Raw genomic sequence first — 25,823 nt, forward strand, 5'->3', positions numbered from 1 at the left:
GAGGGCATGAAAAACCCCGCACAAGGCGGGGTTCTCGGAGCGCGGAAAACGCGACTCAGGCGTGCAGGGTTTCTGCCGCGTAGAGGGTGTTTTCCAGCAGGCAGGCGCGGGTCATCGGGCCGACGCCGCCGGGTACCGGAGTGATCCAGCCGGCGCGGGGCAGGGCGGTCTCGTAGACCACATCACCCACCAGTTTGCCGTCTTCCTGGCGGTTGATGCCGACGTCGATCACGATCGCGCCTTCCTTGATCCACTCGCCCTTGACCAGGCCCGGCTTGCCGGCGGCCACGACCACCAGGTCTGCGCGGCCGACGTGTCCGGCCAGATCCTTGGTGAAGCGGTGGGTAACGGTCACGGTGCAACCGGCCAGCAGCAGCTCCATCGCCATCGGACGACCGACGATGTTGGATGCGCCGACAACCACCGCGTCCATCCCGTACAGATCGGCACCGGTGCTTTCCAGCAGGGTCATGATGCCCTTCGGGGTGCACGGACGCAGCAGCGGAATACGCTGGGCCAGACGACCGACGTTATAAGGGTGGAAACCGTCGACGTCCTTGTCCGGGCGGATGCGCTCCAGCAGTTTGGAAGCGTCCAGGTGCTCTGGCAGAGGAAGTTGAAGCAGAACGCCGTCGATTGCCGGGTCGTCGTTCAGTCGATCGATCAGATCGGTCAGCGCTTCTTGAGTGGTTTCGGAAGGCAGGTCGTACGCTTGAGAGAGGAAACCGACCTCTTCACAGTCTTTACGCTTGTGCGAGACATAAACCTGAGAGGCAGGATCGCTGCCGACCAGGATCACCGCGAGGCCTGGCGTGCGCAGACCTTGCTGGCGACGTTCGGCAACCCGTTGGGCGATCTGCTGGCGCAGGCTGGCGGCGATCGATTTGCCGTCGATTAGTTGTGCAGTCATTGCGCGTGATTAACCATCGAGAGGGGAAAAAAAGAGAACGCATTCTCGCATGTCAAACGGTGAGGGCAAAGGCGCTTGGTCAGCAAATTCCCCTAAGCCCTTTAATTAAATGAATTTTTTTTAAAAAGGATTTGACGACCTTCGGGTCGCTCTATACTATTCGTCGCACTTGTCGGGCACAGCCTAGCACTGGTTAAGAAGGTCGAGCGAAATCAACGTTTTGCGAGGCTGGAAAGCACTTAGTTTGTAGTCCTCCAAGGGTACAGCTAACAAGGCGCCCGTAGCTCAGCTGGATAGAGCATCCGCCTTCTAAGCGGATGGTCGCAGGTTCGAGTCCTGCCGGGTGCGCCATTAGGCAGCATTGGCACAAGTAACGCGATATGGTGGGCGTAGCTCAGTTGGTAGAGCACGGGATTGTGACTCCCGTTGTCGTGGGTTCGATCCCCATCGTCCACCCCATATTTCGAAAGGCGCCAGATGTAACAGTCTGGCGCCTTTGCTTTAAAAGCTTCATCTGCGGATGTGGTGGAATTGGTAGACACACTGGATTTAGGTTCCAGCGCCGCGAGGCGTAAGAGTTCGAGTCTCTTCATCCGCACCAATCAAAGCTTCATTCATGCCATTGGCCGGGTGAAGTTCTACAAAGAAGTTGTTTGGCTTCTTTGGCACGCAATATGGTGGGCGTAGCTCAGTTGGTAGAGCACGGGATTGTGACTCCCGTTGTCGTGGGTTCGATCCCCATCGTCCACCCCATATTCCGAAAGGCGCCAGATTTAACAGTCTGGCGCCTTTTTTGTTTTACGGTTTCGGATTTTGGCGGCTGCAGGTTTCGGGTCGCAGGGCAGGGTGCTTCGTCGTATTAATGTTGTTCGATGATGCTGCGCTGTCCGCCGGCCTTGCTTGCGAGGTCGCCTGTCAGGGAGATGATTCAACCGCCTCTATATATAGAAGAGGTTGGCGCAGAGCCCTGGCTTGAATTGGCTGTATTTGCTAACAAGGCGAGGCGCAACCGCTTGTCCCCGCCTTCAAATGGCCTGCTGTTTTTTTACCCGTTTTCAGTAGGGTGACTTCTTGAGTTTGACCTACTAGAATGCTTGCCCTTGATTCTTGGGTCGGAAACGGCCGGCTAACGTCTGTGCAACGAGGAATATCCATGCAAGTTTCTGTTGAAAATACTACTGCTCTTGAGCGCCGCATGAGCATCACCGTGCCGGCTGAGCGCATCGAGACTCAGGTCAACAAGCGTCTGCAGCAGACTGCCCAAAAGGCCAAGATTGCTGGCTTCCGTCCAGGCAAAGTGCCAATGAGCGAAATCAAGCGCCGTTTCGGTGCTGATGCGCGCCAGGAAGCGATCGGCGACGTGATCCAGTCCTCCTTCTACGAAGCTGTGGTTGAGCAGAAGCTGAACCCGGCCGGTTCGCCATCGATCGAGCCAAAATCGCTCGAAGCTGGCAAGGACCTGGAATACGTAGCCGTATTCGAAGTGTTCCCTGAGTTCACCGTTGCCGGCTTCGAAGGCATCACCGTTGAGCGCCTGAGCGCTGACGTGGCTGACGCCGATCTGGACAAGATGCTGGACATCCTGCGCAAGCAGAACACCCGTTTCGAAGTGGCCGATCGTGCTGCCCAGAACGAAGACCAGCTGAACATCGATTTCGTTGGCAAGGTTGACGGCGAAGTATTCGCTGGCGGTTCCGCCAAGGGCACTCAGCTGGTACTGGGTTCCGGCCGCATGATCCCGGGCTTCGAAGAAGGCCTGGTCGGCGCTAAAGCCGGCGAAGAGCGCGTTCTGAACCTGACCTTCCCAGAGGACTATCAGAACCTGGACCTGGCTGGCAAAACCGCCGAGTTCACTGTGACTGTAAACACCGTTTCCGAGCCAAAGCTGCCAGAGCTGAACGAAGAGTTCTTCGCTCAATTCGGCATCAAGGAAAGCGGCATCGACGGTTTCCGCACCGAAGTTCGCAAGAACATGGAGCGTGAACTGCGTCAGGCGATCAAATCCAAGGTCAAGAATCAGGTAATGGACGGTCTGCTGGCCACCAACCCGATCGAAGTGCCTAAGGCTCTGCTGTCCAACGAAGTTGACCGTCTGCGCGTGCAGGCTGTCCAGCAGTTCGGCGGCAACATCAAGCCAGACCAACTGCCGGCCGAGCTGTTCGAAGAACAAGCCAAGCGTCGCGTTGTCCTGGGTCTGATCGTGGCCGAAGTGGTCAAGCAGTTCGATCTGAAGCCAGACGAAGCCCGCGTTCGTGAAATGATTCAGGAAATGGCTTCGGCTTACCAGGAGCCTGAGCAGGTCGTGTCCTGGTACTACAAGAACGACCAGCAACTGAACGAAGTTCGTTCGGTTGTGCTGGAAGAACAAGTTGTGGATACTGTTCTGCAGAAAGCTAGCGTGACCGACAAATCGGTCTCTTACGAAGAAGCGGTCAAGCCGGTAGAAGCTCCAAAAGCCGACTGATTGTTTTTGCGTTAGAAGCACACACCATAAGCCAGCCTTCGAGCTGGCTTATGCGTATTCAAGACATGACTATTTGGGAGTGACTGCAGAGCATGTTCCGTAATTCCTATATTCAGCAGAACTCTGATATCCAGGCCGCCGGCGGCCTGGTCCCGATGGTTGTCGAGCAATCTGCTCGTGGCGAGCGCGCTTATGACATCTACTCGCGTCTTCTCAAGGAACGAGTAATCTTTCTGGTGGGGCCGGTAGAGGACTACATGGCCAACCTGATTTGCGCGCAATTGCTGTTCCTTGAAGCGGAAAACCCGGACAAGGACATCCATCTTTATATCAACTCCCCGGGCGGTTCGGTGACAGCGGGCATGTCGATCTACGACACCATGCAGTTCATCAAGCCAAACGTATCGACTACCTGTATCGGTCAGGCGTGCAGCATGGGCGCATTCCTGCTGACGGCCGGTGCACCTGGCAAGCGTTTCTGCCTGCCGAACTCGCGCGTGATGATTCACCAGCCACTGGGCGGTTTCCAGGGCCAGGCATCGGACATCGAAATCCATGCCAAGGAAATCCTCTTCATCCGCGAGCGTCTGAACACGCTGATGGCCAAGCACAGCGGCCGTACGCTTGAAGAAATCGAGCGCGACACCAACCGCGACAACTTCATGAGTGCAGAAGCTGCGAAGGAATATGGTCTGATCGACGAAGTGATCAACCAGCGTCCAGCTTAAAAATAAGCAGCTCAAAATAGGCTTGGTCGGCGCGTCTGATCAGCGGCGGGCTTGAAAAAGCCCGCAATAGCCTTCATCTTGTGTTGCAAGCCTATCGGATTTGGATCGAACGAATGACTGACACCCGCAACGGCGAGGACAACGGCAAGCTGCTCTATTGCTCCTTCTGTGGCAAAAGCCAGCATGAAGTACGCAAATTGATTGCCGGCCCCTCGGTCTTTATCTGCGACGAGTGCGTCGACCTGTGCAATGACATCATCCGCGAGGAGGTGCAGGAAGCACAGGCCGAAAGCAGCGCGCATAAATTGCCTTCGCCTAAAGAAATCAGCGGCATCCTTGATCAATATGTCATTGGTCAGGAGCGTGCCAAGAAGGTTCTGGCAGTAGCGGTGTACAACCACTACAAGCGTCTGAACCAGCGTGACAAAAAGGCTGACGACGTCGAACTCGGCAAGAGCAACATCCTGCTGATCGGCCCGACAGGCTCCGGTAAAACCCTGCTGGCCGAAACCCTGGCCCGCTTGCTGAACGTTCCGTTCACCATCGCCGACGCAACCACCCTCACCGAGGCTGGTTACGTGGGTGAAGACGTCGAGAACATCATTCAGAAGCTGCTGCAGAAGTGTGATTATGACGTAGAGAAAGCCCAGATGGGCATTGTCTACATCGACGAAATCGACAAGATTTCGCGCAAGTCCGACAACCCGTCGATCACCCGGGACGTTTCCGGTGAAGGCGTGCAGCAGGCCTTGCTCAAGCTGATCGAAGGCACGGTCGCTTCCGTACCACCGCAAGGTGGCCGCAAGCATCCGCAGCAGGAATTCCTTCAGGTTGATACCCGTAACATCCTGTTCATCTGCGGTGGCGCATTCTCCGGTCTGGAGAAGGTCATTCAGAACCGTTCCACCAAGGGTGGCATCGGTTTCAACGCAGAAGTGCGCAGCAAGGAAGAAGGCAAGAAAGTTGGTGAATCCCTGCGTGAAGTCGAGCCTGACGATCTGGTCAAGTTCGGTCTGATCCCGGAATTCGTCGGTCGTCTGCCGGTCCTGGCGACGCTGGACGAGCTGGATGAGGCTGCTTTGATGCAGATTCTCACCGAGCCGAAAAATGCCCTGACCAAACAGTATGCCAAGCTGTTCGAGATGGAAGGCGTGGATCTGGAATTCCGTTCCGACGCGCTGAAATCGGTCGCCAAGCGTGCCCTGGAGCGTAAAACCGGTGCCCGTGGCCTGCGTTCGATTCTCGAAGGTGTGCTGCTCGACACGATGTATGAAATCCCCTCGCAGTCCGAGGTGAGCAAAGTCGTGATCGATGAAAGCGTGATCGAAGGCACGTCCAAGCCACTGTATGTCTACGAAAACAGTGAGCCGGCTGCCAAGGCTGCACCGGACGCATAAGCGCCCGGCCTGCCGGAACAAGGAAGGGGCCTTCGGGCCTCTTTTTTTTTATGTCGTTTTTTACATCCGCTTTGCGCTTGTTTTTTTTCAAGGCAACCCCCATCTTGGTTTCAAGCTTAATTCCATCTGATTACGGCCATATGGCCGCCGTAGAGGCGAAATCATGAAGACCACCATCGAATTGCCTCTCCTGCCATTGCGTGATGTCGTTGTGTATCCGCACATGGTTATCCCGCTGTTCGTGGGGCGCGAGAAATCCATCGAAGCCCTCGAGGCCGCGATGACGGGCGACAAGCAGATCCTGCTGCTGGCCCAGAGAAACCCGGCTGACGATGATCCCGGTGAAGAAGCTCTCTATCGCGTAGGTACTATCGCCACCGTTCTGCAGCTGCTGAAACTGCCGGACGGCACCGTCAAGGTTCTGGTCGAAGGCGAGCAGCGTGGCGCTGTCGAGCGCTTCAGCGAAGTCGATGGCCACTGCCGTGCCGAAGTCTCGCTGATCGACGAGGTCGACGCCGCCGAGCGCGAATCCGAAGTGTTTGTGCGCAGCCTGTTGTCGCAGTTCGAACAATATGTGCAGTTGGGCAAGAAAGTCCCGGCTGAAGTCCTGTCGTCGCTCAACAGCATCGACGAGCCTGGCCGTCTGGTAGATACCATGGCCGCGCACATGGCGCTGAAGATCGAGCAGAAGCAGGAAATCCTCGAAATCATCGATTTGTCGGCCCGGGTCGAGCACGTTCTGGCCTTGCTGGACGCCGAGATCGACCTGCTGCAAGTCGAAAAACGCATTCGTGGCCGCGTTAAAAAGCAAATGGAGCGCAGTCAGCGCGAGTACTACCTGAATGAGCAGATGAAGGCCATTCAGAAAGAACTCGGCGACAGCGACGAAGGCCACAACGAAATTGAAGACCTGAAGAAGCGCATCGACGCTGCCGGTCTGCCGAAAGACGCGCTGGCCAAGGCCACTGCCGAGCTGAACAAGCTCAAGCAAATGTCGCCGATGTCCGCTGAAGCCACTGTGGTGCGCTCGTACATCGACTGGCTGGTTCAAGTGCCGTGGAAGGCCCAGAGCAAGGTACGTCTGGACCTGGCCCGTGCCGAAGACATTCTCGACGCCGATCACTACGGCCTCGAAGAGGTCAAGGAACGCATCCTTGAATACCTCGCCGTGCAGAAGCGCGTGAAGAAAATCCGTGGCCCGGTGTTGTGCCTGGTCGGTCCTCCGGGCGTGGGTAAAACCTCGCTGGCCGAGTCGATCGCCCATGCCACCAACCGCAAATTCGTGCGCATGGCCCTCGGTGGCGTGCGTGACGAAGCGGAAATCCGTGGTCATCGTCGGACCTACATCGGTTCGATGCCAGGAAGATTGATTCAAAAGATGACAAAAGTGGGTGTCCGCAACCCGCTGTTCCTGCTCGATGAAATCGACAAAATGGGCAGCGACATGCGTGGCGACCCGGCGTCGGCGTTGCTGGAAGTGCTCGATCCTGAGCAGAACCACAACTTCAACGACCACTATCTGGAAGTCGATTACGACCTCTCGGATGTGATGTTCCTGTGCACCTCGAACTCGATGAACATTCCACCGGCGCTGCTGGACCGGATGGAAGTCATCCGTCTGCCGGGCTACACCGAGGACGAGAAGATCAACATCGCGGTCAAGTACCTGTCGCCCAAGCAGGTTGCAGCCAACGGCCTGAAGAAGGGCGAGCTGGAATTCGACGAAGAAGCGATCCGCGACATCATCCGTTACTACACCCGCGAAGCCGGTGTGCGTGGCCTCGAGCGGCAGATTGCCAAAGTCTGCCGCAAGGCGGTCAAAGAGCACGCGCTGGAAAAACGCTTCTCGGTAAAAGTGACAGCTGATCTGCTGGAGCATTTCCTCGGCGTTCGCAAGTTCCGCTACGGTCTGGCCGAGCAGCAGGATCAGATCGGACAAGTCACCGGCTTGGCCTGGACTCAGGTGGGCGGCGAACTGCTGACCATCGAAGCCGCTGTGGTGCCGGGCAAAGGTCAACTGATCAAGACCGGTTCGCTGGGTGACGTAATGGTCGAATCGATCACTGCGGCCCTGACTGTGGTGCGCAGCCGTGCCAAGAGCCTGGGTATCCCCCTGGACTTCCACGAGAAGCGCGACACGCACATCCACATGCCGGAAGGTGCTACGCCGAAAGACGGCCCGAGCGCTGGTGTAGGCATGTGTACCGCACTGGTGTCGGCTTTGACGGGTATTCCTGTGCGCGCCGATGTCGCCATGACCGGCGAGATCACCCTGCGTGGTCAAGTTCTCGCCATTGGCGGTCTGAAGGAAAAACTGCTGGCCGCTCACCGTGGCGGAATCAAGACAGTGATTATTCCGGAAGAGAACGTGCGCGATCTGAAGGAGATTCCTGACAATATCAAGCAGGATCTGCAGATCAAACCGGTTAAATGGATTGACGAGGTCCTGCAAATTGCGCTGCAATACGCGCCGGAGCCCTTGCCGGATGTGGCTCCGGAGATAGTTGCCAAGGACGAAAAACGTGAGTCTGACTCTAAGGAAAGAATTAGCACGCATTAATACGCTTTTGCCTGGGGGGCTTCCTTGACAGCTTTTTAGAGCCCTTGTTATAAAGCGGCTCTTAAGTGTCTGTAGGCCATTCAGCACTCGTTTTTGCTTTCACCAAAAAACTTAGAATCATACTCAAATAGATATAAGGGGACTTAGAGTGAACAAGTCGGAACTGATTGATGCTATCGCTGCATCCGCTGATATCCCGAAAGCTGCTGCTGGCCGTGCGCTGGACGCTGTAATCGAATCCGTCACTGGCGCTCTCAAGGCTGGCGACTCCGTTGTTCTGGTTGGTTTCGGTACTTTCTCCGTGACTGATCGTCCAGCTCGCATCGGTCGTAACCCACAGACCGGCAAGACTCTGGAAATCGCGGCAGCCAAAAAACCAGGTTTCAAAGCCGGTAAAGCCCTGAAAGAAGCCGTCAACTAAGTTTGATTCAGGTTTTTACCCATCCGGGTCGGGGTCATGCCTGACTTGGCAGCGGAGCGGTAGAGCAGGCGGTTGGAATAGCTGCCTGTCACACCGGGATCGAGGGTTCGAGCCCTGTCCGCTCCGCCAGTTACGAGAAGGCGCATCCTCGGATGCGCCTTTCTTCTATCCGGATTCTACCCACGCTCCACGGTTGCCTAATTTTGAAGTTCAACCGTTTCTGGGGGACGCATGCTGCAGAATATCAGGGACAATTCACAAGGCTGGATTGCCAAGACCATTATCGGGGTCATCGTTGCACTGATGGCTCTGACCGGTTTCGACGCCATTTTCCAGGCCACGACTCACAAGAATGAGGCGGCCAAGGTCAACGGCGAAGAAATCAGCCAGAACGAGCTGAGCCAGGCGGTGGATATGCAACGCCGTCAGCTGATGCAACAACTGGGCAAGGACTTCGACGCTTCCTTGCTGGATGAAAAAATGCTGCGCGAATCGGCCCTCAAGGGTCTGATCGATCGCAAGCTGCTGCTGCAAGGCGCAGAACAATCGAAATTCGCTTTCTCCGAAGCGGCCCTGGACCAAGTGATCCTGCAGACGCCTGAATTCCAGGTCGACGGCAAGTTCAGCTCTGACCGTTTCGATCAGGTGATCCGTCAACTGGGCTACAGCCGCATGCAGTTCCGCCAGATGCTGGCTCAGGAAATGCTGATCGGCCAACTGCGCGCCGGTGTGGCAGGCAGCGGTTTCGTGACCGATGCTCAGGTGCTGGCCTTCGCCCGTCTGGAAAAACAGACCCGCGACTTCGCCACGCTGAACATCAAGGCTGACCCTTCGACCGTGAAGCTGACCGATGACGAGGTCAAGGCTTACTACGACGAGCACGCCAAGGAGTTCATGACCCCGGATCAAGTGGTCATCGATTACCTGGAGTTGAAGAAGGCTTCGTTCTTCGATCAGGTCGCCGTCAAGGACGAAGACCTGCAGGCGGCGTATCAGAAAGAGATCGCCAACCTGTCGGAACAGCGTCGTGCGGCGCACATTCTGATCGAAGTCAACGACAAGACTACCGAAGCGCAGGCCAAGGCGAAGATCGAAGAAGTCCAGGCGCGTCTGGCCAAGGGCGAGAAGTTCGAAGCGCTGGCCAAGGAGTTCTCGCAGGATCCGGGTTCGGCCAACAATGGCGGTGACCTGGGTTATGCCGGTCCTGGCGTTTACGACCCAGCCTTCGAGAAAGCCCTGTATTCGCTGAACAAGGATCAGGTTTCCGAGCCGGTTCGCACCGACTTCGGGTTCCACCTGATCAAGCTGCTGGGTGTCGAGGCGCCTGAAGTGCCGACTCTGGCCAGCCTGAAAGACAAGCTGACCCGCGAGCTGAAAACCCAGCAGGTCGAGCAGCGTTTCGTGGAGGCGACCAAGCAACTGGAAGACTCTTCGTTCGAAGCATCCGACCTGGCCCAGCCGGCGCAGGATCTGAAACTGACCGTGCACACTTCCAAGCCGTTCGGCCGTGAAGGTGGCGAAGGCGTTGCAGCCAACCGTGCCGTTGTGACGGCCGCGTTCAGCACCGAAGTGCTGGAAGAGGGGGCCAACAGCACCGCCATCGAGCTGGATCCGGAAACCGTGATCGTGCTGCGCGCCAAGGAGCACCTCAAGCCGACTCAATTGCCGCTGGAAAGCGTGGCCACCGCCATTCGCACCCAGTTGACCAAAGAGCATGCCAGCGCGGCTGCCAAGACCAAGGCGGAGCAACTGATCGCCGGTCTGCGTGATGGCAAGACCCCGCTGGACAAGGCGGTGGACGGTCAGAGCTGGAAAGTCACTGAAGCGGCGAACCGCGCTCAGGAAGGCGTTGATCCAGCGGTGCTGCAAGCGTTGTTCCGCATGCCGAAACCGGCCGCCAAGGACAAGCCGACCTTCACCAGCGTGACGCTGGCGGACGGTAGCCTGACCATCGTGCGCCTTAACGGCGTGAACGAAGCAGCGGCTCCGACCGATGAAGAGAAAGCGCAGTACCGTCGCTTCCTCGCCTCGCGTGTGGGCCAGCAAGACTTCGCGGCGTACCGCAAGCAGCTGGAAGCCGAAGCCGACATCAAGCGTTTCTGATGCCTGGCTGAGCCGCAAGACCCGAGCCCCGGATGAAAATCCGGGGCTTTTTTATGCGCGCTATCCGGCGTTCGGGAAGCCATGGCTCCGGGCATTGACGGTCGCATACAGGGTCAACAGCAATAGGCCCGCGACAATCCACGGGTAACTCCCGACGCCCAGGTTGTTCAGCAGCAGACCGCCCGCAAGCCCGCCGCCGGCAATTCCGACATTCCACAGGGTCACCAGCATCGATTGCGCGGTGTCGGCAGCCTCCATGGCGGTTTTCGCCAGGGCCGTCTGCAACAGCGAGGGCATCGCGCCGAATGCCAGGCCCCAGACGGCGATGGCGGTGTAGACCACGCCCGGCCATTCGCGCCAAAGACCCAGTGCAATCGCCGACAGCAGGAACAGCGCGGCACTGACCAGAACCAATTGACGCAGCCAGCGATCAATCAGGCTGCCGACGATCCACAGGCTCAGCACCGACGCCAGACCGAATACCAGCAACACCCGGTCGATTTCTCCGCCAAGTCCCGACGGTTCAAGAAATGGCGCGATGTAGGTGTACAGAAGGTTGTGCGCGACGACGTAGGACAAAGTCACAAACAACACCGATCGCACGCCCGGCAAGATAAACACCTGACGCAGTGGCAGACGTTTTCCGGCGCGTTCACCGGCGAAATCCGGCACTTGCCAGCGCACCCAGATCACCAGCAGCAACGTCAGCCCGGTCATGATCGCAAAGCTCAGACGCCAGCCGACCGCCGTGCCCAGCAGCGTCCCGGCCGGAATGCCCAGCGACAGCGCAAGGGGTGCTCCGAGCATGGCCACCGTAATCGCCCGGCCCTGCAAATGAGGTGCGACCATCCGGCTCGCGTACCCGGCCAGCAGAGCCCAGAGCAGCCCGGCGAACACGCCTGCGATCAAGCGTGCAATCAGGGTCAGCCAGTACAGTTCCGACAGTGCAGTGATGCTGTTGGCTATGGCAAACCCACCAATGGCCGCCAGCAACAGCGGACGTCGACGCCAGCCTCGGGTGGCGATGGTGAGGGGAATCGCCGCCAGCATCGAACCGATGGCGTACAGCGTGACCAGTTGCCCGATCAGTGCCTGAGAAACATCGAGCCCTGCGCTCATTTGCGGCAGCAGGCCGGCGGGCATCGCCTCGGTCAGCACGGTGATGAAGCCGGCGGTGGCCAGCGCTAGCAGTGCGCCCAGCGGTAGTCGTTCATCGTGCTGGACGCTATTGGTCAGCGGTGTAGAGGTGAGTTGCGCATCGTTCATGAACCAGCATCCCTTTTGCCGAGAAAGACGAAGGCCATAGGGTAGGGCGCTGCACATTCGGGAAAAACAGGTTAGGGTTCCGAACATCTCGGACAAGAATGTCGTGAATCAGGGAGGGATGAATGGACAGCCTGGGCAGTATTTCAGTGTTTGTGCAGGTGGCGGAAACCCGCAGCTTTACCGAGGCCGGCCGCTTGCAGGGCGTGTCTTCGTCGGCGGTCGGCAAAAGCATTGCCCGACTGGAGGCACGACTCAATGTGCGGTTGTTTCACCGCACCACTCGCAGCATCACGCTGACCAGTGAAGGCGCGCTGTTTCTTGAACGTTGCCGCAAGATCCTCGCCGAAGTGGAGGCGGCGGAATTTGAACTGTGCGATGCCGCAGCGGCGCCTCACGGCAAGTTGCGGGTCAGCCTGCCGCAGGTGCATGACCTGGTGATGCCGGTCATGAACGAATTCATGGCGCTGTACCCGCAGATCGAACTGGATCTGGACCTGACTGATCGCATGGTCGACGTCGTTGAGGAGGGCTTCGATGCGGTGATCCGAACGGGTAAACCGCGAGACTCGCGACTCATGGCACGACCGTTGGGCGAGTTTCACATGGTGTTGGTGGCCAGCCCCGCGTATCTGCGCGAGTGCGGCGAGCCGCTGACCCCGGCCGATCTGGCGGAGCACGCCTGCCTGCGCCATACGTTTCACGCCACCGGCAAACTGGAGTCCTGGCCGTTCAAACGCGAGGAGGGCGCTCCCGAGCCGACCTTGCCGATACGCCTGGTCAGTACGTCGATCGAAGCCGTGCGGCTTGCAGCGCTGGCGGGCATGGGCATCGCTTGTCTGCCGGACTTCATGATCTTCGAGGCGCAGCAGCAGGGTCGCCTGCAGCGAGTGCTGGATGAGCATGTGGAGCACGTCGGACAGTTCTGGGTGCTGTGGCCGTCGAGCCGGCATGCAACCGCCAAGTTGCGGGTGTTCATCGATCATTTATCGGCGCGACTTTTTCCTGCCACTGAAGGTCGATAGAGTTGTAACTGTTTTAAGACACTAATCCATACGCCGCGGGGCAGCGATCTGTTGCACAATACGCCCCGGACCGTTTTCCCTCAGGATGTTTAATGTTGAATTCTATTCCCGTGCGTTTCATCGGGTTGGCGTTGTTGCTGACCGCCGCTGCCGGCTGCTCCAAGGACAAGCCCATCTACGAGCATGAGAATTTCGACGACTCCGGCACCTTTTCGCGCAATTACCCGGTGACCGACACCGCCAGTTGCGAAGCGGCCCGCCGAGCGTTGCTCAGCCAGGGCTACATCATTACCAGCAATGACCCGAAACTGGTCAGCGGACACAAGAGCTTCCAGCAGACCGGCGAAACCCACCTGGAGATCAGCTTCAACGTGGTATGCGCCGATGATGGCAGCGCAGGCCATCACGCCACCGTGTTCGCCAATGCCCTGCAGGACCGCTACGCGCTGAAGAAGACCAACAACTCGGCCAGCCTCGGTGTCGGCGTGTTGGGCTCGGTTTCGATGCCGATCGGCTCGTCTGACGATTCGATGGTCAAGGTCGCCAGTGAAACCGTGTCGTCGCAGAAGTTCTACGAGCGCTTCTTCACGCTGGTCGAGCTGTTCCTGCCGGCCGAAGCGAAGAAGGCCGCGCACATCACCGAAAAACCGAAGACCGACCTGGGTGTGCCGGAAGCCAAAGCGGCACCGGCTCCGCTGGTTCCAGCCCCCGCGGCTGAACCGACCCCGGCCCCAGCACCGGCCGCCGAGCCCGCTGCAGCACCTGCGCCAGCACCTGCAGAAGCGACCCCGGCCAGTTCCGAGCCGGTAGCGCCGCCAGCGGAAGCGGCGCCGATTACCCCGGCACCGGTTACCGAGCCTGCGCCCGCCACGGAAACCATCACGCCACCGGCCAATCCGACGGACATACCGCCGCCCTCCGAGCCGATTCCGGCCATGCCTGCCTCCGGGCAGTAAACCTGTGGGAGCGAGCCTGCTCGCGATAGCGTCGGCACAATCAATATCAATGTGTCGGAAAGTTCGCTATCGCGAGCAGGCTCGCTCCCACAGTGCTATGTGGATGAATCCTTCTCAAAATATCCCGCGATAAATTCCTGACCGCCTGCTACGTTTATTTCATGAAGGACGCGTTTCATTTTTCCTTCACACGGGCACTTTATGCTCGAGGCACTGGTCATTTGTTCCAGGCCATTTCAAGCAAGCGTCAGGGGGGATTACGCAATGGATGACTACCAAGAAGAACTGCTCGAATTCCAGGCCTTTGAGCTGGATTCACCAGAGCCTGCGGAAGACGCCACCGAGCTGTAAGGCGTCAGCCTGTCTTGCGGTGACTGCGGCGAAATTCGCCCGGTGTCTGGCCGTTCCAGCGCTTGAAGGCGCGCTGGAAAGCTTCGGCCGAGGCGAAGCCCAGCAGGTAGGCGATCTCACCGAATGCCAGTTCGGTGTCGCGGATGTAGGTCATTGCCAAGTCACGGCGGGTGTCATTGAGGATCGCGCGAAACTGCGTGCCTTCCTCGGCCAGTTTGCGCCGTAACGTCCAGGTCGGCAGCTTCAGGCGTGTCGCCACTTCTTCCAGGTCGGGTTCCCGGCCACCATTGAGCAACGGCCCGAGCAATTGCGTGATGCGTTCGCGCAGGCTGCGGGTGCGGGTCAGTTGTTCCAGTTCCCGTTCACACAAACCGAGCAAATGTTTCCAGGTGCTGGGGCAATGCTCCGGGTTGCGTTGGGCCAGGCTGGTGAGGCTCAGGCGCAGTTGGTTGTGTTCGGCGCCGAACTGAATCGGGCAGTCGCCGAGCACGGCGTAGGCGTCGCGATAATCCGGGCTGTCGAACTCGATCTCGATCCGTTCAGCACGCAAAGGTTCTGGGCTGACGCTGGACAATTGATGCAGCCAGCCGGCAATGATCGAATCCACCACAAAGCGGTTGTAGGCGTTGTACGGGCTGATCGAGTAGAACCGCAGCCAAGCACCGCTGGCGTCCTCGTGGAAACTCGACTGGCCGCGATAGTTGGAGCCGTACAACGGTTCGAAACGAGTCAGGCAGCGAGCGGCTTCGCGCACGGTCGGCGCCTGCGCGGCGGTCACACCGGCCAGCCCGGCCTGACTCAGGCGACTGAGCCGGCCCATGCGCAAACCCAGTGCCGGGTCGCCGGTCAGCTGAATCGCGCCATGCCCCAGGCGCATGTAGCGCGGGATCGACAGGCGCGCCCCGGCTTCGGCCAGTCGTGCGGTGTCCAAACCGTACTGTTCGAGCAATGGCAGCGGGTCGATCTCATGGCTGCGCACGGCATCGGCCAGGCTGTGGACGAAGCCCACCGACAGATCCCCGAGACGCATCGGCAGCGGCTTCACGGTTTACAACCAGAGGTTCAGCAGGCGCGCGCCGCGGGCTTCGCTGTCGGCGAATTGCTGGCCGTTGCTACTGAGGAAACTTTGCCCGGCGCTCGGCTTGTCCCAGAACTGCCCGCGCAGAAACACACTCATACCGGCCAGCGCCTTGCTGGCCGGCGGTTGCGCGGTCAGGGTCAGTTGGTGCCAGGCCTGGCCTACACTGACTGCTCCCGGTTTCAGGCTGACCGAGTCCGGCACGCTCGAGCCTTTGTAACCCTTCCAGGGTTGATCCCACACGCCATGACCGACGACAAACGCGGGCACCGCGATCAGCTGCGCGCCTTGCTCGTCGAGTTTGCGGTAGTTGTCCGGGTACCAGCTGTCGTTGCCGATCAACACGCCGAGGCGTCCGGCCGGGGTGTCGATCACATTGATCCGCGAAGCTTCGCGGGTGCCGGAGTCATCGTGATCGAAGACCGGACGCATCTGCCGCTGTGGCTGGCCGAGGGGGGCGCCGTCACGCCCGAAGACCACCGTGCTGTTGTACAGCGCGCCGCTGCCGGCCTTGAGCCGGCCGTCGGTGATGTTCGGTTCAGGCAACACGATCGAGCCGGCCACCAGGGTGATGTGGAACTCCTTGGCCAATCCACCGAACAGAGCCTGATAGTCCTTGGCCATGTCCCGGGACTTCATGCGCAGGTGCGCGTCATCCAGACGGCTGCTGCCCTTGGCGGTGAGCCAGGCGCGAGCAAACTGCACCGGGTTGCTCGCCGCCAGCCAGTTCATCGCTTCGGCGAGGGTGGCGGCCTGGTATAGCTCATCTTTCTCGCCGCTGATCATCAGCCAGGTGCCGACATGCTCCGGCAGGATGACCACGGTTTTTTCATTCAACAGCCCCTGATCCTGCGCCTGCTGCAAATAGGCGGCGAGCTTGCGGTGCAGGCGTTCGGGGCTTTGGTAGTCGGTGGGAAACAGCTCGGGCTGGATGCCCAGCAGGTTGCCACGGTCGGCGGGGGTGCCCTGATCGACCGCGAGTTTGATCCGCAGGTCCGACAGGTAATGACCGGCCGGCCGGTCAGCCGCCCACATGGCGTAGAAGGTGAGCGCGGCGATGAGCGCCATGGAAAAAGTCAGGTACAGAAGTTTGCGCATGAAATCCAACAACAACCGGGTACAGGGTGTGCGGACAGGGTAGGGCGCCAGCCCCGGCTTGCCAAGAGGCGCTGCGCATTTGGATCAATAACTTGTCAGTTACGGTCATTGAGTGACAGCGAGGCGACTCCTAATCTGTCGAGCATGACTGACGGGGGACGCAGAGCTCCCGCATTTTCCGTGATCGCTGCTGTGGAGTTAACGATGACCGCCACTCAATACCCGCACCTGTTGGCCCCGTTGGACCTGGGATTCACCACGCTGCGCAACCGCACCCTGATGGGCTCGATGCACACCGGCCTTGAAGAGAAGCCGGGTGGTTTCGAACGCATGGCGGCGTATTTCGCCGAGCGTGCCCGCGGCGGCGTCGGCCTGATGGTCACCGGCGGTATCGGCCCGAACGACGAGGGCGGTGTGTATTCCGGCGCGGCCAAGCTGACCACCGAGGAAGAAGCGCTCAAGCACCGCATCGTCACCCGCGCCGTGCATGATGCGGGCGGCAAGATCTGCATGCAGATCCTCCACGCCGGCCGTTATGCCTACAGCCCGAAACAGGTCGCACCGAGCGCCATTCAGGCGCCGATCAACCCGTTCAAGCCCAAAGAGCTGGACGAGGAAGGCATCGAGAAACAGATCCGCGATTTCGTCACTTGCTCGGTACTGGCCCAGACTGCCGAGTACGACGGCGTGGAGATCATGGGCTCGGAGGGTTATTTCATTAACCAGTTCCTCGCGGCCCACACCAACCACCGCACTGACCGTTGGGGCGGCAGCTATGAAAACCGCATGCGCCTGCCGGTGGAAATCGTTCGCCGCGTACGTGAAGCGGTCGGCCCGAACTTCATCATCATCTTCCGTCTGTCGATGCTCGATCTGGTGGAAGGCGGCAGCACCTGGGAAGAAATCGTCACCCTGGCCAAAGCCATCGAGCAGGCCGGCGCAACCCTCATCAATACCGGCATCGGCTGGCACGAAGCGCGGATCCCGACCATCGCCACCAAAGTGCCGCGTGCGGCGTTCAGCAAGGTCACGGCCAAGCTGCGTGGCTCGGTGAATATTCCGCTGATCACCACCAACCGCATCAACACCCCGGAAGTTGCCGAGCAGATTCTGGCCGAAGGCGATGCCGACATGGTCTCGATGGCGCGGCCGTTCCTCGCCGACCCGGACTTCGTCAACAAGGCTGCCGAAGGCCGCGCCGACGAAATCAACACCTGCATCGGCTGCAACCAGGCCTGCCTCGATCACACCTTCGGCGGCAAGCTCACCAGTTGCCTGGTCAACCCGCGTGCCTGCCACGAGACCGAGCTCAACTACCTGCCGGTCAAGCAGATCAAGAAGATCGCCGTGGTCGGTGCCGGTCCTGCCGGTCTGTCCGCTGCCACCGTGGCCGCCGAGCGCGGGCATCAGGTAACGCTGTTCGATTCGGCCAGCGAGATTGGCGGCCAGTTCAACGTCGCCAAACGTGTGCCGGGCAAGGAAGAGTTCTACGAAACCCTGCGTTACTTCAAACGCAAACTGCAGACCACCAACGTCGAGGTGTGCCTGAACACCCGCGTCGACGTGGCGAAACTGGTCGAGGGCGGTTACGACGAAGTCATTCTGGCGACCGGTATTGCGCCGCGTCTGCCTGCGATTCCGGGTGTCGAGAACGCCAAAGTGCTGAGCTACCTGGATGTGCTGCTCGAGCGCAAACCGGTCGGCAAGCGTGTGGCGGTGATCGGCGCTGGCGGTATCGGTTTCGACGTCTCGGAATTCCTCGTCCATGAAGGTGTGGCCACCAGTCAGGATCGCGCTGCGTTCTGGAAAGAGTGGGGCATCGACACGAATCTGGAAGCCCGTGGTGGCGTGGCCGGGATCAAGGCTGCACCGCACGCACCGGCTCGTGACGTGTTCCTGCTGCAACGCAAGAAGTCCAAAGTCGGCGACGGTCTGGGCAAGACCACCGGCTGGATTCACCGCACCGGTCTGAAGAACAAGCAGGTGCAGATGCTCAACAGCGTCGAATACCTGAAGATCGACGACGAAGGCCTGCACATCCGCATCGGCGAAACCGGCGAGCCGCAAGTGCTGCCGGTGGACAACATCGTCATCTGCGCCGGCCAGGATCCGCTGCGCGAGCTGCATGACGGTCTGGTTGAAGCCGGGCAGAACGTGCACCTGATCGGCGGCGCCGATGTGGCGGCCGAACTGGATGCCAAGCGTGCGATCAATCAGGGCTCGCGTCTGGCCGCCGAGCTCTGATCCACCCTAGAATGCCGGCTCTTTGCACAGAGCCGGCCTTCATGTTTCTGCCTCCCACCGACTGGCTACCTCAAGCCCCCCTCGATCCCTTTCATCTGGACTGGCTCACTGCCGCCGGCATTGAAGTCGCGATCCTGCGTCTAGACCGCATCGATCCGCTGATCAGCGGCAACAAGTGGTTCAAACTCGTCGAACACCTGAAAGCCGCCGACCGCGCGGGTGCCGAAGGCATCATCAGCCTGGGCGGTGCGCACTCCAATCATCTGCATGCACTGGCGGCTGCGGGCAAGCGCCTGGGATTCGCCACGGTCGGGCTGTTGCGCGGGCATCCGCAGGACACCCCGACGGTCAGGGATCTGCAGGATTTCGGCATGCAGTTGCACTGGCTCGGTTACGGCGGTTATCGGGCGCGGCACGAGCCGGGGTTCTGGCAGCCGTGGCGAGAGCAATATCAGACGCTGCATCCGGTGCCTGAAGGTGGCGGCGGGTTGCTGGGCGCGCAGGGTTGCGCGGCGCTGAAGGACCAGGTCAGTGAACAACTCGGCAAGCTTGGTTGGGACGACTACCACGGTTGGTGGCTGGCCTGCGGCACGGGCACCACGCTAGCGGGATTGGTGTTGGCCGAGGCAGGCCAACGTGCGGTGTATGGCGCAATGGCTGTGCCCGACGATCACGGCGTCGCGGCCAATGTCGAGGCGATTGTCGGTGACACCGGAGGCTTTGAGCTGATCGACGCCAGCCGTGGCGGTTTCGCCAAGGTCGATCCGACGTTGCTTGAATTCATCGCGCAAACCGAACAGGCCAGCGGCATTCCCCTCGAACCGCTGTACACCGGCAAGGCCTTGCTGGCGCTCAAACAACAGATCGAGGCGGGCCGCTTTGCCCGGGGTTTGCGCTTGATCTTCGTCCACACCGGCGGCTTGCAGGGCCGGCGCGGATTCGACGGTTAACCCTGGCTGCGCTTGGGCATCATCCGCAGCAACGTGTTATCGCGCACCACGTAATGGTGATAGATGCCCGCCAGCGCATGCAGGCCGATCAGCCAATAGCCAATCGTGCTGATCAGTACGTGCCAGTATTCAACCTGTTTGGCGTAGGCCTTGTCCTCACTCACCAGCAGCGGCAGGTCGAAACCGTAGAACATCACCTGATGCCCCTCCGCGCTGGTGATCAGCCAGCCGAGGATCGGCATGCTGATCATGAACAGGTACAAGGCCCAGTGCATCAAGCGTGCGAGGGTGGTTTGCCATTGTGGCGAAGCCGGAAAGATTTTCGGCGCAGGCCCCAGGCTGCGAGCGAACAGGCGAAACCACACCAGCACGAACACAGTCAGCCCGAGCATGTAATGCACTTCGCGGATCAGCGTGCGACCACCACTGCCCTTGGGAAACAGCCCGCGCAATTCCATGCTGGCGTACACCAGCACCAACAGCACCAGCATCAGCCAGTGCAACAGGATCGACACGGTGCTGTAACGGGATTCGGAATTTGTCCACGGCATACGGCGTTCCTCACGGTTCAGGGCTCAAGCGTGCCGTTCTGCGACGGCATGCCTTAACTGTAATCCCCTTTGGCGCGTTTGCCCCAGGCTAAAAAAGCTTTCACTGAGCTGAGTCAGCGATTTAGCTGAAAACACTCATGAAAAAACGCCAGTGTCGGGCAGACACTGGCGTTTTTGTTTGCCGCGATGGATGCAATCAGCTGCTTTGCGGCATCTCGCCGTTGGCCAGGCGCTTGTTGATGTCGGCGATCACTTCCGGCAGATCGCTGATGGTGTCGATCATGTAGTGCGGGCGCGAGCCTTCGAACAGCGCGTGAATGCGCTTGCGTTCGCTGGCCAGCGCATCGCTGCCCAGTGCGCGATAGCCTTGGTAATCCAGGCCCAGCGCATTGCCGGAGCAGATCAGCGCCACGGTCCACATCCCGGCGCGACGACCTTCGAGAATCCCCGGCACGGTGTCGTCGATCTTCACGCAGGCGGCGACATCGTCGATGCCCAGCGCAATCACGTTGGCCAGCGCTTGCGCAGGCCATGGGCGGCCGTTCGGCACTTCGTCGGTGGCGACGACGTGGTCGGCGACGTAGCCGTTGGTGGCGGCCAGTGCCACGACCTTGTCCATCACTTGCTTCGGATAACCCGAGCAGGAACCGATCTTGATGCCTTGCTGACGCAGGTTGGCGATGGTCTCCAGCGCGCCGGGAATCAGCGCCGAGTGCTCGGCGATTTTCTCGATCTGCAGCGGCATGAAGCGGTTGTAGATCGCGGTGACATCATCGTCGGTCGGGGTGCGGCCGAACACCTTACGATAGCGCTCGGCAACCTGCGGCTGATCGCACAGGGTGCGGATGTGATCCCATTTGCCCATGCCCATCGGGCCCCGGGCTTCTTCGATGGAAACCTGGACGTCGAACTCGGCGAAGGCTTCGACAAAAATCTGGGTCGGTGCGAAGGAACCGAAGTCGACCACGGTGCCGGCCCAGTCGAGGATGGCGGCTTGCAGCTGGGTTGGGTTGTTGTAGTTCATGTTGGTCAGAATCCTGTATTGGCAATGCAATTCAAATGAGGGAGCGGGCCGGGTGAGTCAGATGTCGAGCACTTCCATCTCGCGCAGCACTTCACCCACCGCCGCGACGGCTTCGCGCATCTGCGCCGGGGTGACGTGGCCGATGCAGCCGACGCGGAAGGTTTCGACCTGAGTCAGCTTGCCGGGGTAGAGGATGTAACCCTTGGCCTTGACCCGTTCGTAGAAGTCCTTGAACTGGTAGTGCGGATCTTTCGGTGCGTGGAAGGTCGCGATGATCGGCGCCTGGATGGCGGCGGGCAGGAAACTGCGCAAGCCGAGTTTGCCCATCTCTTCCATCAATGCCTGGCAGTTGGCGGCGTAACGCGCATGCCGTGCCGGCAGGCCGCCTTCTTCGTTGTATTGCAGCAGCGCCTCGTGCAGCGCCGCGACTACGTGGGTCGGCGGGGTGAAGCGCCACTGGCCGGTTTTCTTCATGTAGCTGTGCTGGTCGAACAGGTCCATCGCCAGCGAATGCGAATTGCCGGCGGCTGCGGCCAGGTATTCCTTGCGGGCAAACACGAAGCCCATGCCCGGCACGCCTTCCAGGCATTTGCCGGAGGCGGCGATCAGCGCATCGAAAGGGACTTTTTGCGCATCCACCGGCAAGGCGCCGAAGGAACTCATGGCATCGATGATCAGGCGTTTGCCGTGCTGCTCGACGACCTGGGCGATTTCCGGCAGCGGATTGAGAATGCCGGTGCTGGTTTCGCAGTGAATCAGGGCGACGTGGGTAAAGTCGCCATCGGCGCGCAGCAGGCGGTCGACGTCGGCGGCGGTGGTCGGTTCGTCTTCAGCGGTTTCAAAAGTGCTGAACGAGCGGCCGAGCACTTCGCAGATTTTCGCCAGACGCTTGCCGTAGGCGCCGTTGATCAGCACCAGTACCTTGCCGTCGCGGGGGACGAGGGTGCCGATCGCGGCTTCGACGGCGAAGGTGCCGCTGCCCTGCAACGGTACGCAGTGGTGGGTGGCGGCGCCGTTGAGGATCGCCAGCAGTTGTTCGCACAGGCTGGCAGTCAGTTGATTGAAGCGGTCATCCCATGAACCCCAGTCGACCATCATCGCCTGGCGGGTGCGGGCCGAGGTGGTCAACGGGCCGGGAGTGAGCAGGATGGGTGCGGCAGTACTCATTCGTGTGTCCTCGCGATTGCGCTGTGGGATGAAGCTACGGCGCCTACGTTGCAATTGGGCGGATCATCAATCAAATTGTTTGTTGTTATGCCAGCCATCAGTGAGGGTTATTCATGAACCTGTTCCAGCTCCGCGCCTTCGACGCCGTGGCCCGTGAAGGCAGCTTTACCCGTGCCGCTGCCCGGTTGTTCATCAGCCAGCCGGCGGTCACCGGGCACATCAAGGCGCTGGAGGAGCATTACCAGATCACCCTGTTACGACGCACGGCGCGCCGGGTCGAGTTGACCGAGGAGGGCACCAAACTGGCGGCGATCACCCGGGCGATGTTCGGCATGGCCGAAGAGGCCCAAGCGTTGCTGGAAGCCAATCGGCAGTTGCTGACCGGACGCCTTGAGGTGGCGGCGGACGGCCCGCACATGGTCATGCCGATGCTTGCCAGCCTGCGGGCGCGCTATCCGGGGATCACGGTGAATCTGCGGTTGGGCAACGCTCAGGAAACGCTGGCGGCGTTGTTGTCCGAGCATGCCGATGTGGCGGTGCTGACCGAGGTCGAGCCGCGCAAAGGGCTGCATCTGCAAGCATTGAGTGAATCGCGGATCTGCGCGCTGGTGCCGGCGGGGCATCCATGGTCTTCACGCAGTGGCGAGGTCAAGCTCAAGGAGCTGGATCAGGTGATCATGGTCTTGCGCGAGCCGAGTTCGATTACCCGGCGCACGTTTGATCAGGCCTGTGCCCAGGCGTCGGTCAGTCCACGGGTGTTGCTGGAACTGGACAGTCGCGAGGCGGTGACGGAAGCGGTGGCGGCTGAGTTGGGGGTTGGGGTGGTGTCGTCGGTTGAGGTCAGCCATGACCCCCGTGTCGTCGCGATTCCCATTGCCGGAGAAGGGCTGGTGAACCGGCACATGATCGGCTGCGTGGAGCGCCGGCGGGAATTGCGGTTGATTCAGGCGTTTTTCGGATTGGCCCCCACCTGATACCCACCAGATCGTTCCCACGCGGACGGTTCGACGCCTCGACGGGGGAACGATCTACACCAGGCTTTCGCGCACCATATCCAGAAACGTCGCCACCACCCGCCGCGAACTCTGCTCGCGCAAGCACACCAGTGTCTCGGTCAAGCGCCGGGTGCAATCGGTGATCGGCAACGCGCAAACCCGCGAGTCAGCACCAAACTCCGCCGCCGACACCACCCCCACGCCAATCCCCACCACCACCGCCTCCCGCGCCGCTTCCCGGCCTTCGACCTGAATCGCCGGGCGGATGCGGAAGCCGGCGCGGGCCATTTCCTCTTCCAGGGTCTGGCGGGTCACCGAGCCGTGTTCGCGCAGCACCAGCGGCGTGTCGTCCAGATCTTCCAGGCAGATCGATTCACGCTCGGCCCACGGATGATGGCGGGAGACAAACGCCACCATCGGGTCGTTGCGCAGCGGCACACACAGCAGGCGTTCATCGCTGACATCGCGACCCAGCAACGCCAGATCGGCCTGATAGTTGAACAGTCGAAACAGCGATTCATCGGTGTTACCGGTCTCGATCTTCACGCTGATCCCCGGGTAGCGTTCGCAGAACCGGGCGATCTGCGGCAACACATGCACCGGCGCATCCACCGCCAGAATCAGGCTGCCGGTCTGCAAGGCCTGGGATTCCTGCAATAGCTCCTGAGCTTCGGCCTCGACCACAAACAGACGCTGGGTGATTGCCAGCAAGCGTTCGCCGAGATCTGTCAGGCGCACCGAGCGTTTGTTGCGGTGGAACAGCAACACACCGAAGCGTTCTTCGAGTTTGCGCACCTGGTCGGAAATCGCCGGTTGCGTCAGGTAAAGCCGCTCGGCGGCCTTGGTGAAGCTTCCGTGCACGGCCACGGCGTGAAAGGCTTTGAGCTGGGCGTGGGAAACCGACATGTTCTGACTCCAGTAACAAGCTGAGCTTATGTGTGAAATACGATAAATCGATTTTATTTATTAAACAGTAATTGCTTTGATCGGCTCACGCCAACGCTGACTGCCCGGTCGGGCAGCGATGCTGGCCATGAGCCTGTGCGTGCAAAACCAGGACTCATCTGACCGGTGTCGCCAAAGGGACGGGGTGATATCGCAGTGCTCAACAATAAAAACACAGGCGTTTACTCATCGATTCTGCCGGCACACTCACACCCTGAGGTCAGAACCACAATGAACAAGCACATCGGCACCATTGCGCGTTGGCGCATGCAGATCTTCGCTGTCACCTGGCTCGCTTACGCCGCGTTCTATTTCACCCGCAAAGCCTTTTCGGTGGCCAAACTGGGCATCGCCGAAGACCCCAGCTTCACCCTCGACAAAATGGCCATGGCCAACCTCGACGCGATTTACCTGGCGGCCTACGCCATCGGCCAGTTCACCTGGGGCATGCTCGCCGACCGCTTCGGCCCACGGGTCGTGGTACTCGGCGGTTTGCTGATTTCCGCTGCGGCGGCGCTGGTGATGGGCAGTTTCGCGACCTTGCCGATCTTCGCCACCTGCATGCTGATTCAGGGGCTGGCGCAGTCCACCGGCTGGTCGGGGTTGTGCAAGAACCTCGGCAGTTTCTTCCCTTCCGAACAACGCGGGCGCGTGCTCGGGTTGTGGAGTTCCTGCTATGCATTCGGCGGTCTGGTGGCCTCGCCGTTTGCCGGTTGGTGGGCGTACACGTTGATTGGTTCGTGGCACGCGGCGTTCATTTCCAGCGCGGCGGTGGTCGCGGTGGTGGCGGTGTTGTTCTTCATCTTTCAGCGCGACAAACCGGAAGACGTCGGCCTGCCCGCCGTGGAGCCGGAGCCGGTGATCAGCGCCGAAGAGGCCGAAGCCAACAGTAAACTCAGCGTCTGGGAGCCGCTCAAGGAAATCCTGCGCAACCGTACGGTGCTGGTGCTGGGTCTGGCGTATTTCCTGCTGAAACCGGCGCGTTACGCGATTCTGCTGTGGGGCCCGGTGATCGTGTTCGAACAGATGCCCTCGGTCGGCAAGGTCGGCGCGGCGATCATTCCCACCGCGTTTGAACTGGCCGGGCTGCTGGGGCCGATCATGATCGGCCTGGCCTCGGACAAACTGTTCGGCGCCCGACGCATGCCGGCCTGCGTGTTGAGTCTGCTGGCGCTGACCGTGACCCTCGCGCTGTTCATGGGCACCTTGCACACCGGCAGCGTGATGCTGGTGGTCGCATTGTTGTTCGTGATGGGCCTGACCCTGTACGGCCCGGACTCGATGATCAGCGGCGCGGCCGCCATCGATTTCGGCAAGGCCAAGGCCGGCGCCACGGCGGCGGGATTCGTCAACGGCTGCGGCTCGGTTGGTGCTGTGCTCGGTGGTTTGCTGCCGGGTTACTTCGACTCGGTGACGGTGTTCATCGTGTTCGCCGGTTGCGCGCTGTTTTCGGCGCTGGTGCTGATTCCGCACTGGAACAGCCGCCCGGTCGGCGTCATGGAACCACGTGCCTACGTGCCCAACCGCGCCCTGACCATCAAACCCCTGCGTAACTGAAAACCCTCACCTCGCGGCCTGCTGCGGCATTCGCGG

The 25,823-nt window shown here is 60.2% G+C and carries 21 protein-coding genes and 4 tRNA genes; 17 read left to right on the forward strand and 8 right to left on the reverse strand.

Features of this window, described 5'->3' with window-relative positions:
* Positions 1-55: 55 nt before the first annotated feature.
* Complete coding sequence (gene folD, locus ACKUG4_RS14970; protein WP_011335038.1) at positions 56-910, reverse strand: bifunctional methylenetetrahydrofolate dehydrogenase/methenyltetrahydrofolate cyclohydrolase FolD; 855 nt, start codon at positions 908-910, stop codon at positions 56-58.
* Between the two features lie 274 nt (positions 911-1,184).
* On the opposite strand from folD, the gene ACKUG4_RS14975 reads away from it, so the two are divergent.
* The 10 genes from ACKUG4_RS14975 (at position 1,185) to ACKUG4_RS15020 (ending at position 10,583) form a co-directional block, all read left to right on the forward strand.
* Positions 1,185-1,261, forward strand: a tRNA-Arg gene (locus ACKUG4_RS14975).
* A gap of 32 nt (positions 1,262-1,293) precedes the next feature.
* Positions 1,294-1,369 (forward strand) — tRNA-His (locus ACKUG4_RS14980).
* A 57-nt stretch (positions 1,370-1,426) separates the two neighbouring features.
* Positions 1,427-1,511, forward strand: a tRNA-Leu gene (locus ACKUG4_RS14985).
* 76 nt (positions 1,512-1,587) lie between these two features.
* Positions 1,588-1,663, forward strand: a tRNA-His gene (locus tag ACKUG4_RS14990).
* 400 nt (positions 1,664-2,063) lie between these two features.
* Positions 2,064-3,374: a trigger factor gene (gene tig / locus ACKUG4_RS14995; protein ID WP_064597869.1), complete on the forward strand. Its 1,311-nt coding sequence runs from the start codon at positions 2,064-2,066 to the stop codon at positions 3,372-3,374.
* A gap of 92 nt (positions 3,375-3,466) precedes the next feature.
* Entirely contained in the window at positions 3,467-4,102 is a 636-nt protein-coding gene (gene clpP / locus ACKUG4_RS15000) for an ATP-dependent Clp endopeptidase proteolytic subunit ClpP (protein ID WP_007951559.1), read from the forward strand.
* Positions 4,103-4,215: 113 nt separating this feature from the next.
* On the forward strand, positions 4,216-5,499 hold the full coding sequence (gene clpX, locus ACKUG4_RS15005) for an ATP-dependent Clp protease ATP-binding subunit ClpX (RefSeq protein WP_064597867.1): 1,284 nt from the start codon (positions 4,216-4,218) through the stop codon (positions 5,497-5,499).
* A gap of 163 nt (positions 5,500-5,662) precedes the next feature.
* Positions 5,663-8,059, forward strand: a complete 2,397-nt coding sequence (lon, locus tag ACKUG4_RS15010) for an endopeptidase La (protein ID WP_039767614.1) — start codon at positions 5,663-5,665, stop codon at positions 8,057-8,059.
* Positions 8,060-8,207: 148 nt separating this feature from the next.
* Positions 8,208-8,480 (forward strand): HU family DNA-binding protein, encoded by a 273-nt coding sequence (locus ACKUG4_RS15015; protein WP_002552737.1) that lies wholly within the window; start codon positions 8,208-8,210, stop codon positions 8,478-8,480.
* A gap of 231 nt (positions 8,481-8,711) precedes the next feature.
* Positions 8,712-10,583 carry a SurA N-terminal domain-containing protein gene (locus ACKUG4_RS15020; protein WP_445434302.1) on the forward strand — a complete coding sequence of 624 codons (1,872 nt, stop codon included), beginning with the start codon at positions 8,712-8,714 and terminating at the stop codon, positions 10,581-10,583.
* A 60-nt stretch (positions 10,584-10,643) separates the two neighbouring features.
* On the opposite strand, the gene ACKUG4_RS15025 is transcribed toward ACKUG4_RS15020, so the two are convergent.
* Complete coding sequence (locus ACKUG4_RS15025) at positions 10,644-11,849, reverse strand: MFS transporter (protein ID WP_445434303.1); 1,206 nt, start codon at positions 11,847-11,849, stop codon at positions 10,644-10,646.
* Positions 11,850-11,971: 122 nt separating this feature from the next.
* Here ACKUG4_RS15025 and ACKUG4_RS15030 point away from each other — a divergent pair, with 122 nt between their 5' ends.
* The 3 genes from ACKUG4_RS15030 (at position 11,972) to ACKUG4_RS15040 (ending at position 14,178) form a co-directional block, all read left to right on the forward strand.
* A complete protein-coding gene (locus ACKUG4_RS15030) occupies positions 11,972-12,871 on the forward strand; it encodes a LysR family transcriptional regulator (RefSeq protein ID WP_445434304.1) in 900 nt (299 codons plus the stop codon).
* Between the two features lie 92 nt (positions 12,872-12,963).
* Entirely contained in the window at positions 12,964-13,827 is an 864-nt protein-coding gene (locus ACKUG4_RS15035; protein ID WP_085648238.1) for a DUF2242 domain-containing protein, read from the forward strand.
* 201 nt (positions 13,828-14,028) lie between these two features.
* Positions 14,029-14,178: a hypothetical protein gene (locus tag ACKUG4_RS15040; RefSeq protein ID WP_178076487.1), complete on the forward strand. Its 150-nt coding sequence runs from the start codon at positions 14,029-14,031 to the stop codon at positions 14,176-14,178.
* 4 nt (positions 14,179-14,182) lie between these two features.
* On the opposite strand, the gene ACKUG4_RS15045 is transcribed toward ACKUG4_RS15040, so the two are convergent.
* Positions 14,183-15,223, reverse strand: a complete 1,041-nt coding sequence (locus ACKUG4_RS15045; RefSeq protein WP_064597857.1) for an AraC family transcriptional regulator — start codon at positions 15,221-15,223, stop codon at positions 14,183-14,185.
* A 3-nt stretch (positions 15,224-15,226) separates the two neighbouring features.
* On the reverse strand, positions 15,227-16,354 hold the full coding sequence (locus tag ACKUG4_RS15050; RefSeq protein ID WP_236189233.1) for a nitrilase-related carbon-nitrogen hydrolase: 1,128 nt from the start codon (positions 16,352-16,354) through the stop codon (positions 15,227-15,229).
* 204 nt (positions 16,355-16,558) lie between these two features.
* On the opposite strand from ACKUG4_RS15050, the gene ACKUG4_RS15055 reads away from it, so the two are divergent.
* Together ACKUG4_RS15055 and ACKUG4_RS15060 are read left to right on the forward strand one after the other, a co-directional pair.
* Complete coding sequence (locus ACKUG4_RS15055) at positions 16,559-18,598, forward strand: 2,4-dienoyl-CoA reductase FMN-binding domain-containing protein (protein ID WP_445434305.1); 2,040 nt, start codon at positions 16,559-16,561, stop codon at positions 18,596-18,598.
* 41 nt (positions 18,599-18,639) lie between these two features.
* Positions 18,640-19,548 carry a 1-aminocyclopropane-1-carboxylate deaminase/D-cysteine desulfhydrase gene (locus tag ACKUG4_RS15060; protein ID WP_445434306.1) on the forward strand — a complete coding sequence of 303 codons (909 nt, stop codon included), beginning with the start codon at positions 18,640-18,642 and terminating at the stop codon, positions 19,546-19,548.
* Here ACKUG4_RS15060 and ACKUG4_RS15065 read toward each other — a convergent pair.
* From ACKUG4_RS15065 to ACKUG4_RS15075, 3 genes are all read right to left on the reverse strand, one after another.
* Positions 19,545-20,099, reverse strand: coding sequence for a cytochrome b (locus ACKUG4_RS15065; protein WP_236189229.1), 555 nt, complete (start codon positions 20,097-20,099; stop codon positions 19,545-19,547). The two genes, ACKUG4_RS15060 and ACKUG4_RS15065, sit on opposite strands and share 4 nt — an antisense overlap.
* Positions 20,100-20,295: 196 nt before the next feature.
* Positions 20,296-21,123, reverse strand: a complete 828-nt coding sequence (gene phnX, locus ACKUG4_RS15070; protein ID WP_236189228.1) for a phosphonoacetaldehyde hydrolase — start codon at positions 21,121-21,123, stop codon at positions 20,296-20,298.
* Between the two features lie 57 nt (positions 21,124-21,180).
* Complete coding sequence (locus tag ACKUG4_RS15075; protein ID WP_445434307.1) at positions 21,181-22,290, reverse strand: 2-aminoethylphosphonate--pyruvate transaminase; 1,110 nt, start codon at positions 22,288-22,290, stop codon at positions 21,181-21,183.
* A gap of 113 nt (positions 22,291-22,403) precedes the next feature.
* Here ACKUG4_RS15075 and ACKUG4_RS15080 point away from each other — a divergent pair, with 113 nt between their 5' ends.
* Positions 22,404-23,264 carry a LysR substrate-binding domain-containing protein gene (locus ACKUG4_RS15080; RefSeq protein WP_445434308.1) on the forward strand — a complete coding sequence of 287 codons (861 nt, stop codon included), beginning with the start codon at positions 22,404-22,406 and terminating at the stop codon, positions 23,262-23,264.
* Positions 23,265-23,318: 54 nt separating this feature from the next.
* Here the strand turns inward: ACKUG4_RS15080 and ACKUG4_RS15085 are convergent, their stop codons facing one another.
* The gene (locus tag ACKUG4_RS15085; RefSeq protein ID WP_064597834.1) at positions 23,319-24,191 is read right to left on the reverse strand and encodes a LysR family transcriptional regulator; all 873 of its coding nucleotides are present in this window, start codon (positions 24,189-24,191) and stop codon (positions 23,319-23,321) included.
* A 270-nt stretch (positions 24,192-24,461) separates the two neighbouring features.
* On the opposite strand from ACKUG4_RS15085, the gene ACKUG4_RS15090 reads away from it, so the two are divergent.
* Positions 24,462-25,787 carry an MFS transporter gene (locus ACKUG4_RS15090; protein WP_445434309.1) on the forward strand — a complete coding sequence of 442 codons (1,326 nt, stop codon included), beginning with the start codon at positions 24,462-24,464 and terminating at the stop codon, positions 25,785-25,787.
* The last annotated feature ends 36 nt before the right edge of the window (positions 25,788-25,823 follow it).

The sequence above is a fragment of the Candidatus Pseudomonas auctus genome, assembly GCF_048654275.1.
In the GTDB taxonomy this organism is placed as follows: domain Bacteria; phylum Pseudomonadota; class Gammaproteobacteria; order Pseudomonadales; family Pseudomonadaceae; genus Aquipseudomonas; species Aquipseudomonas pharyngis.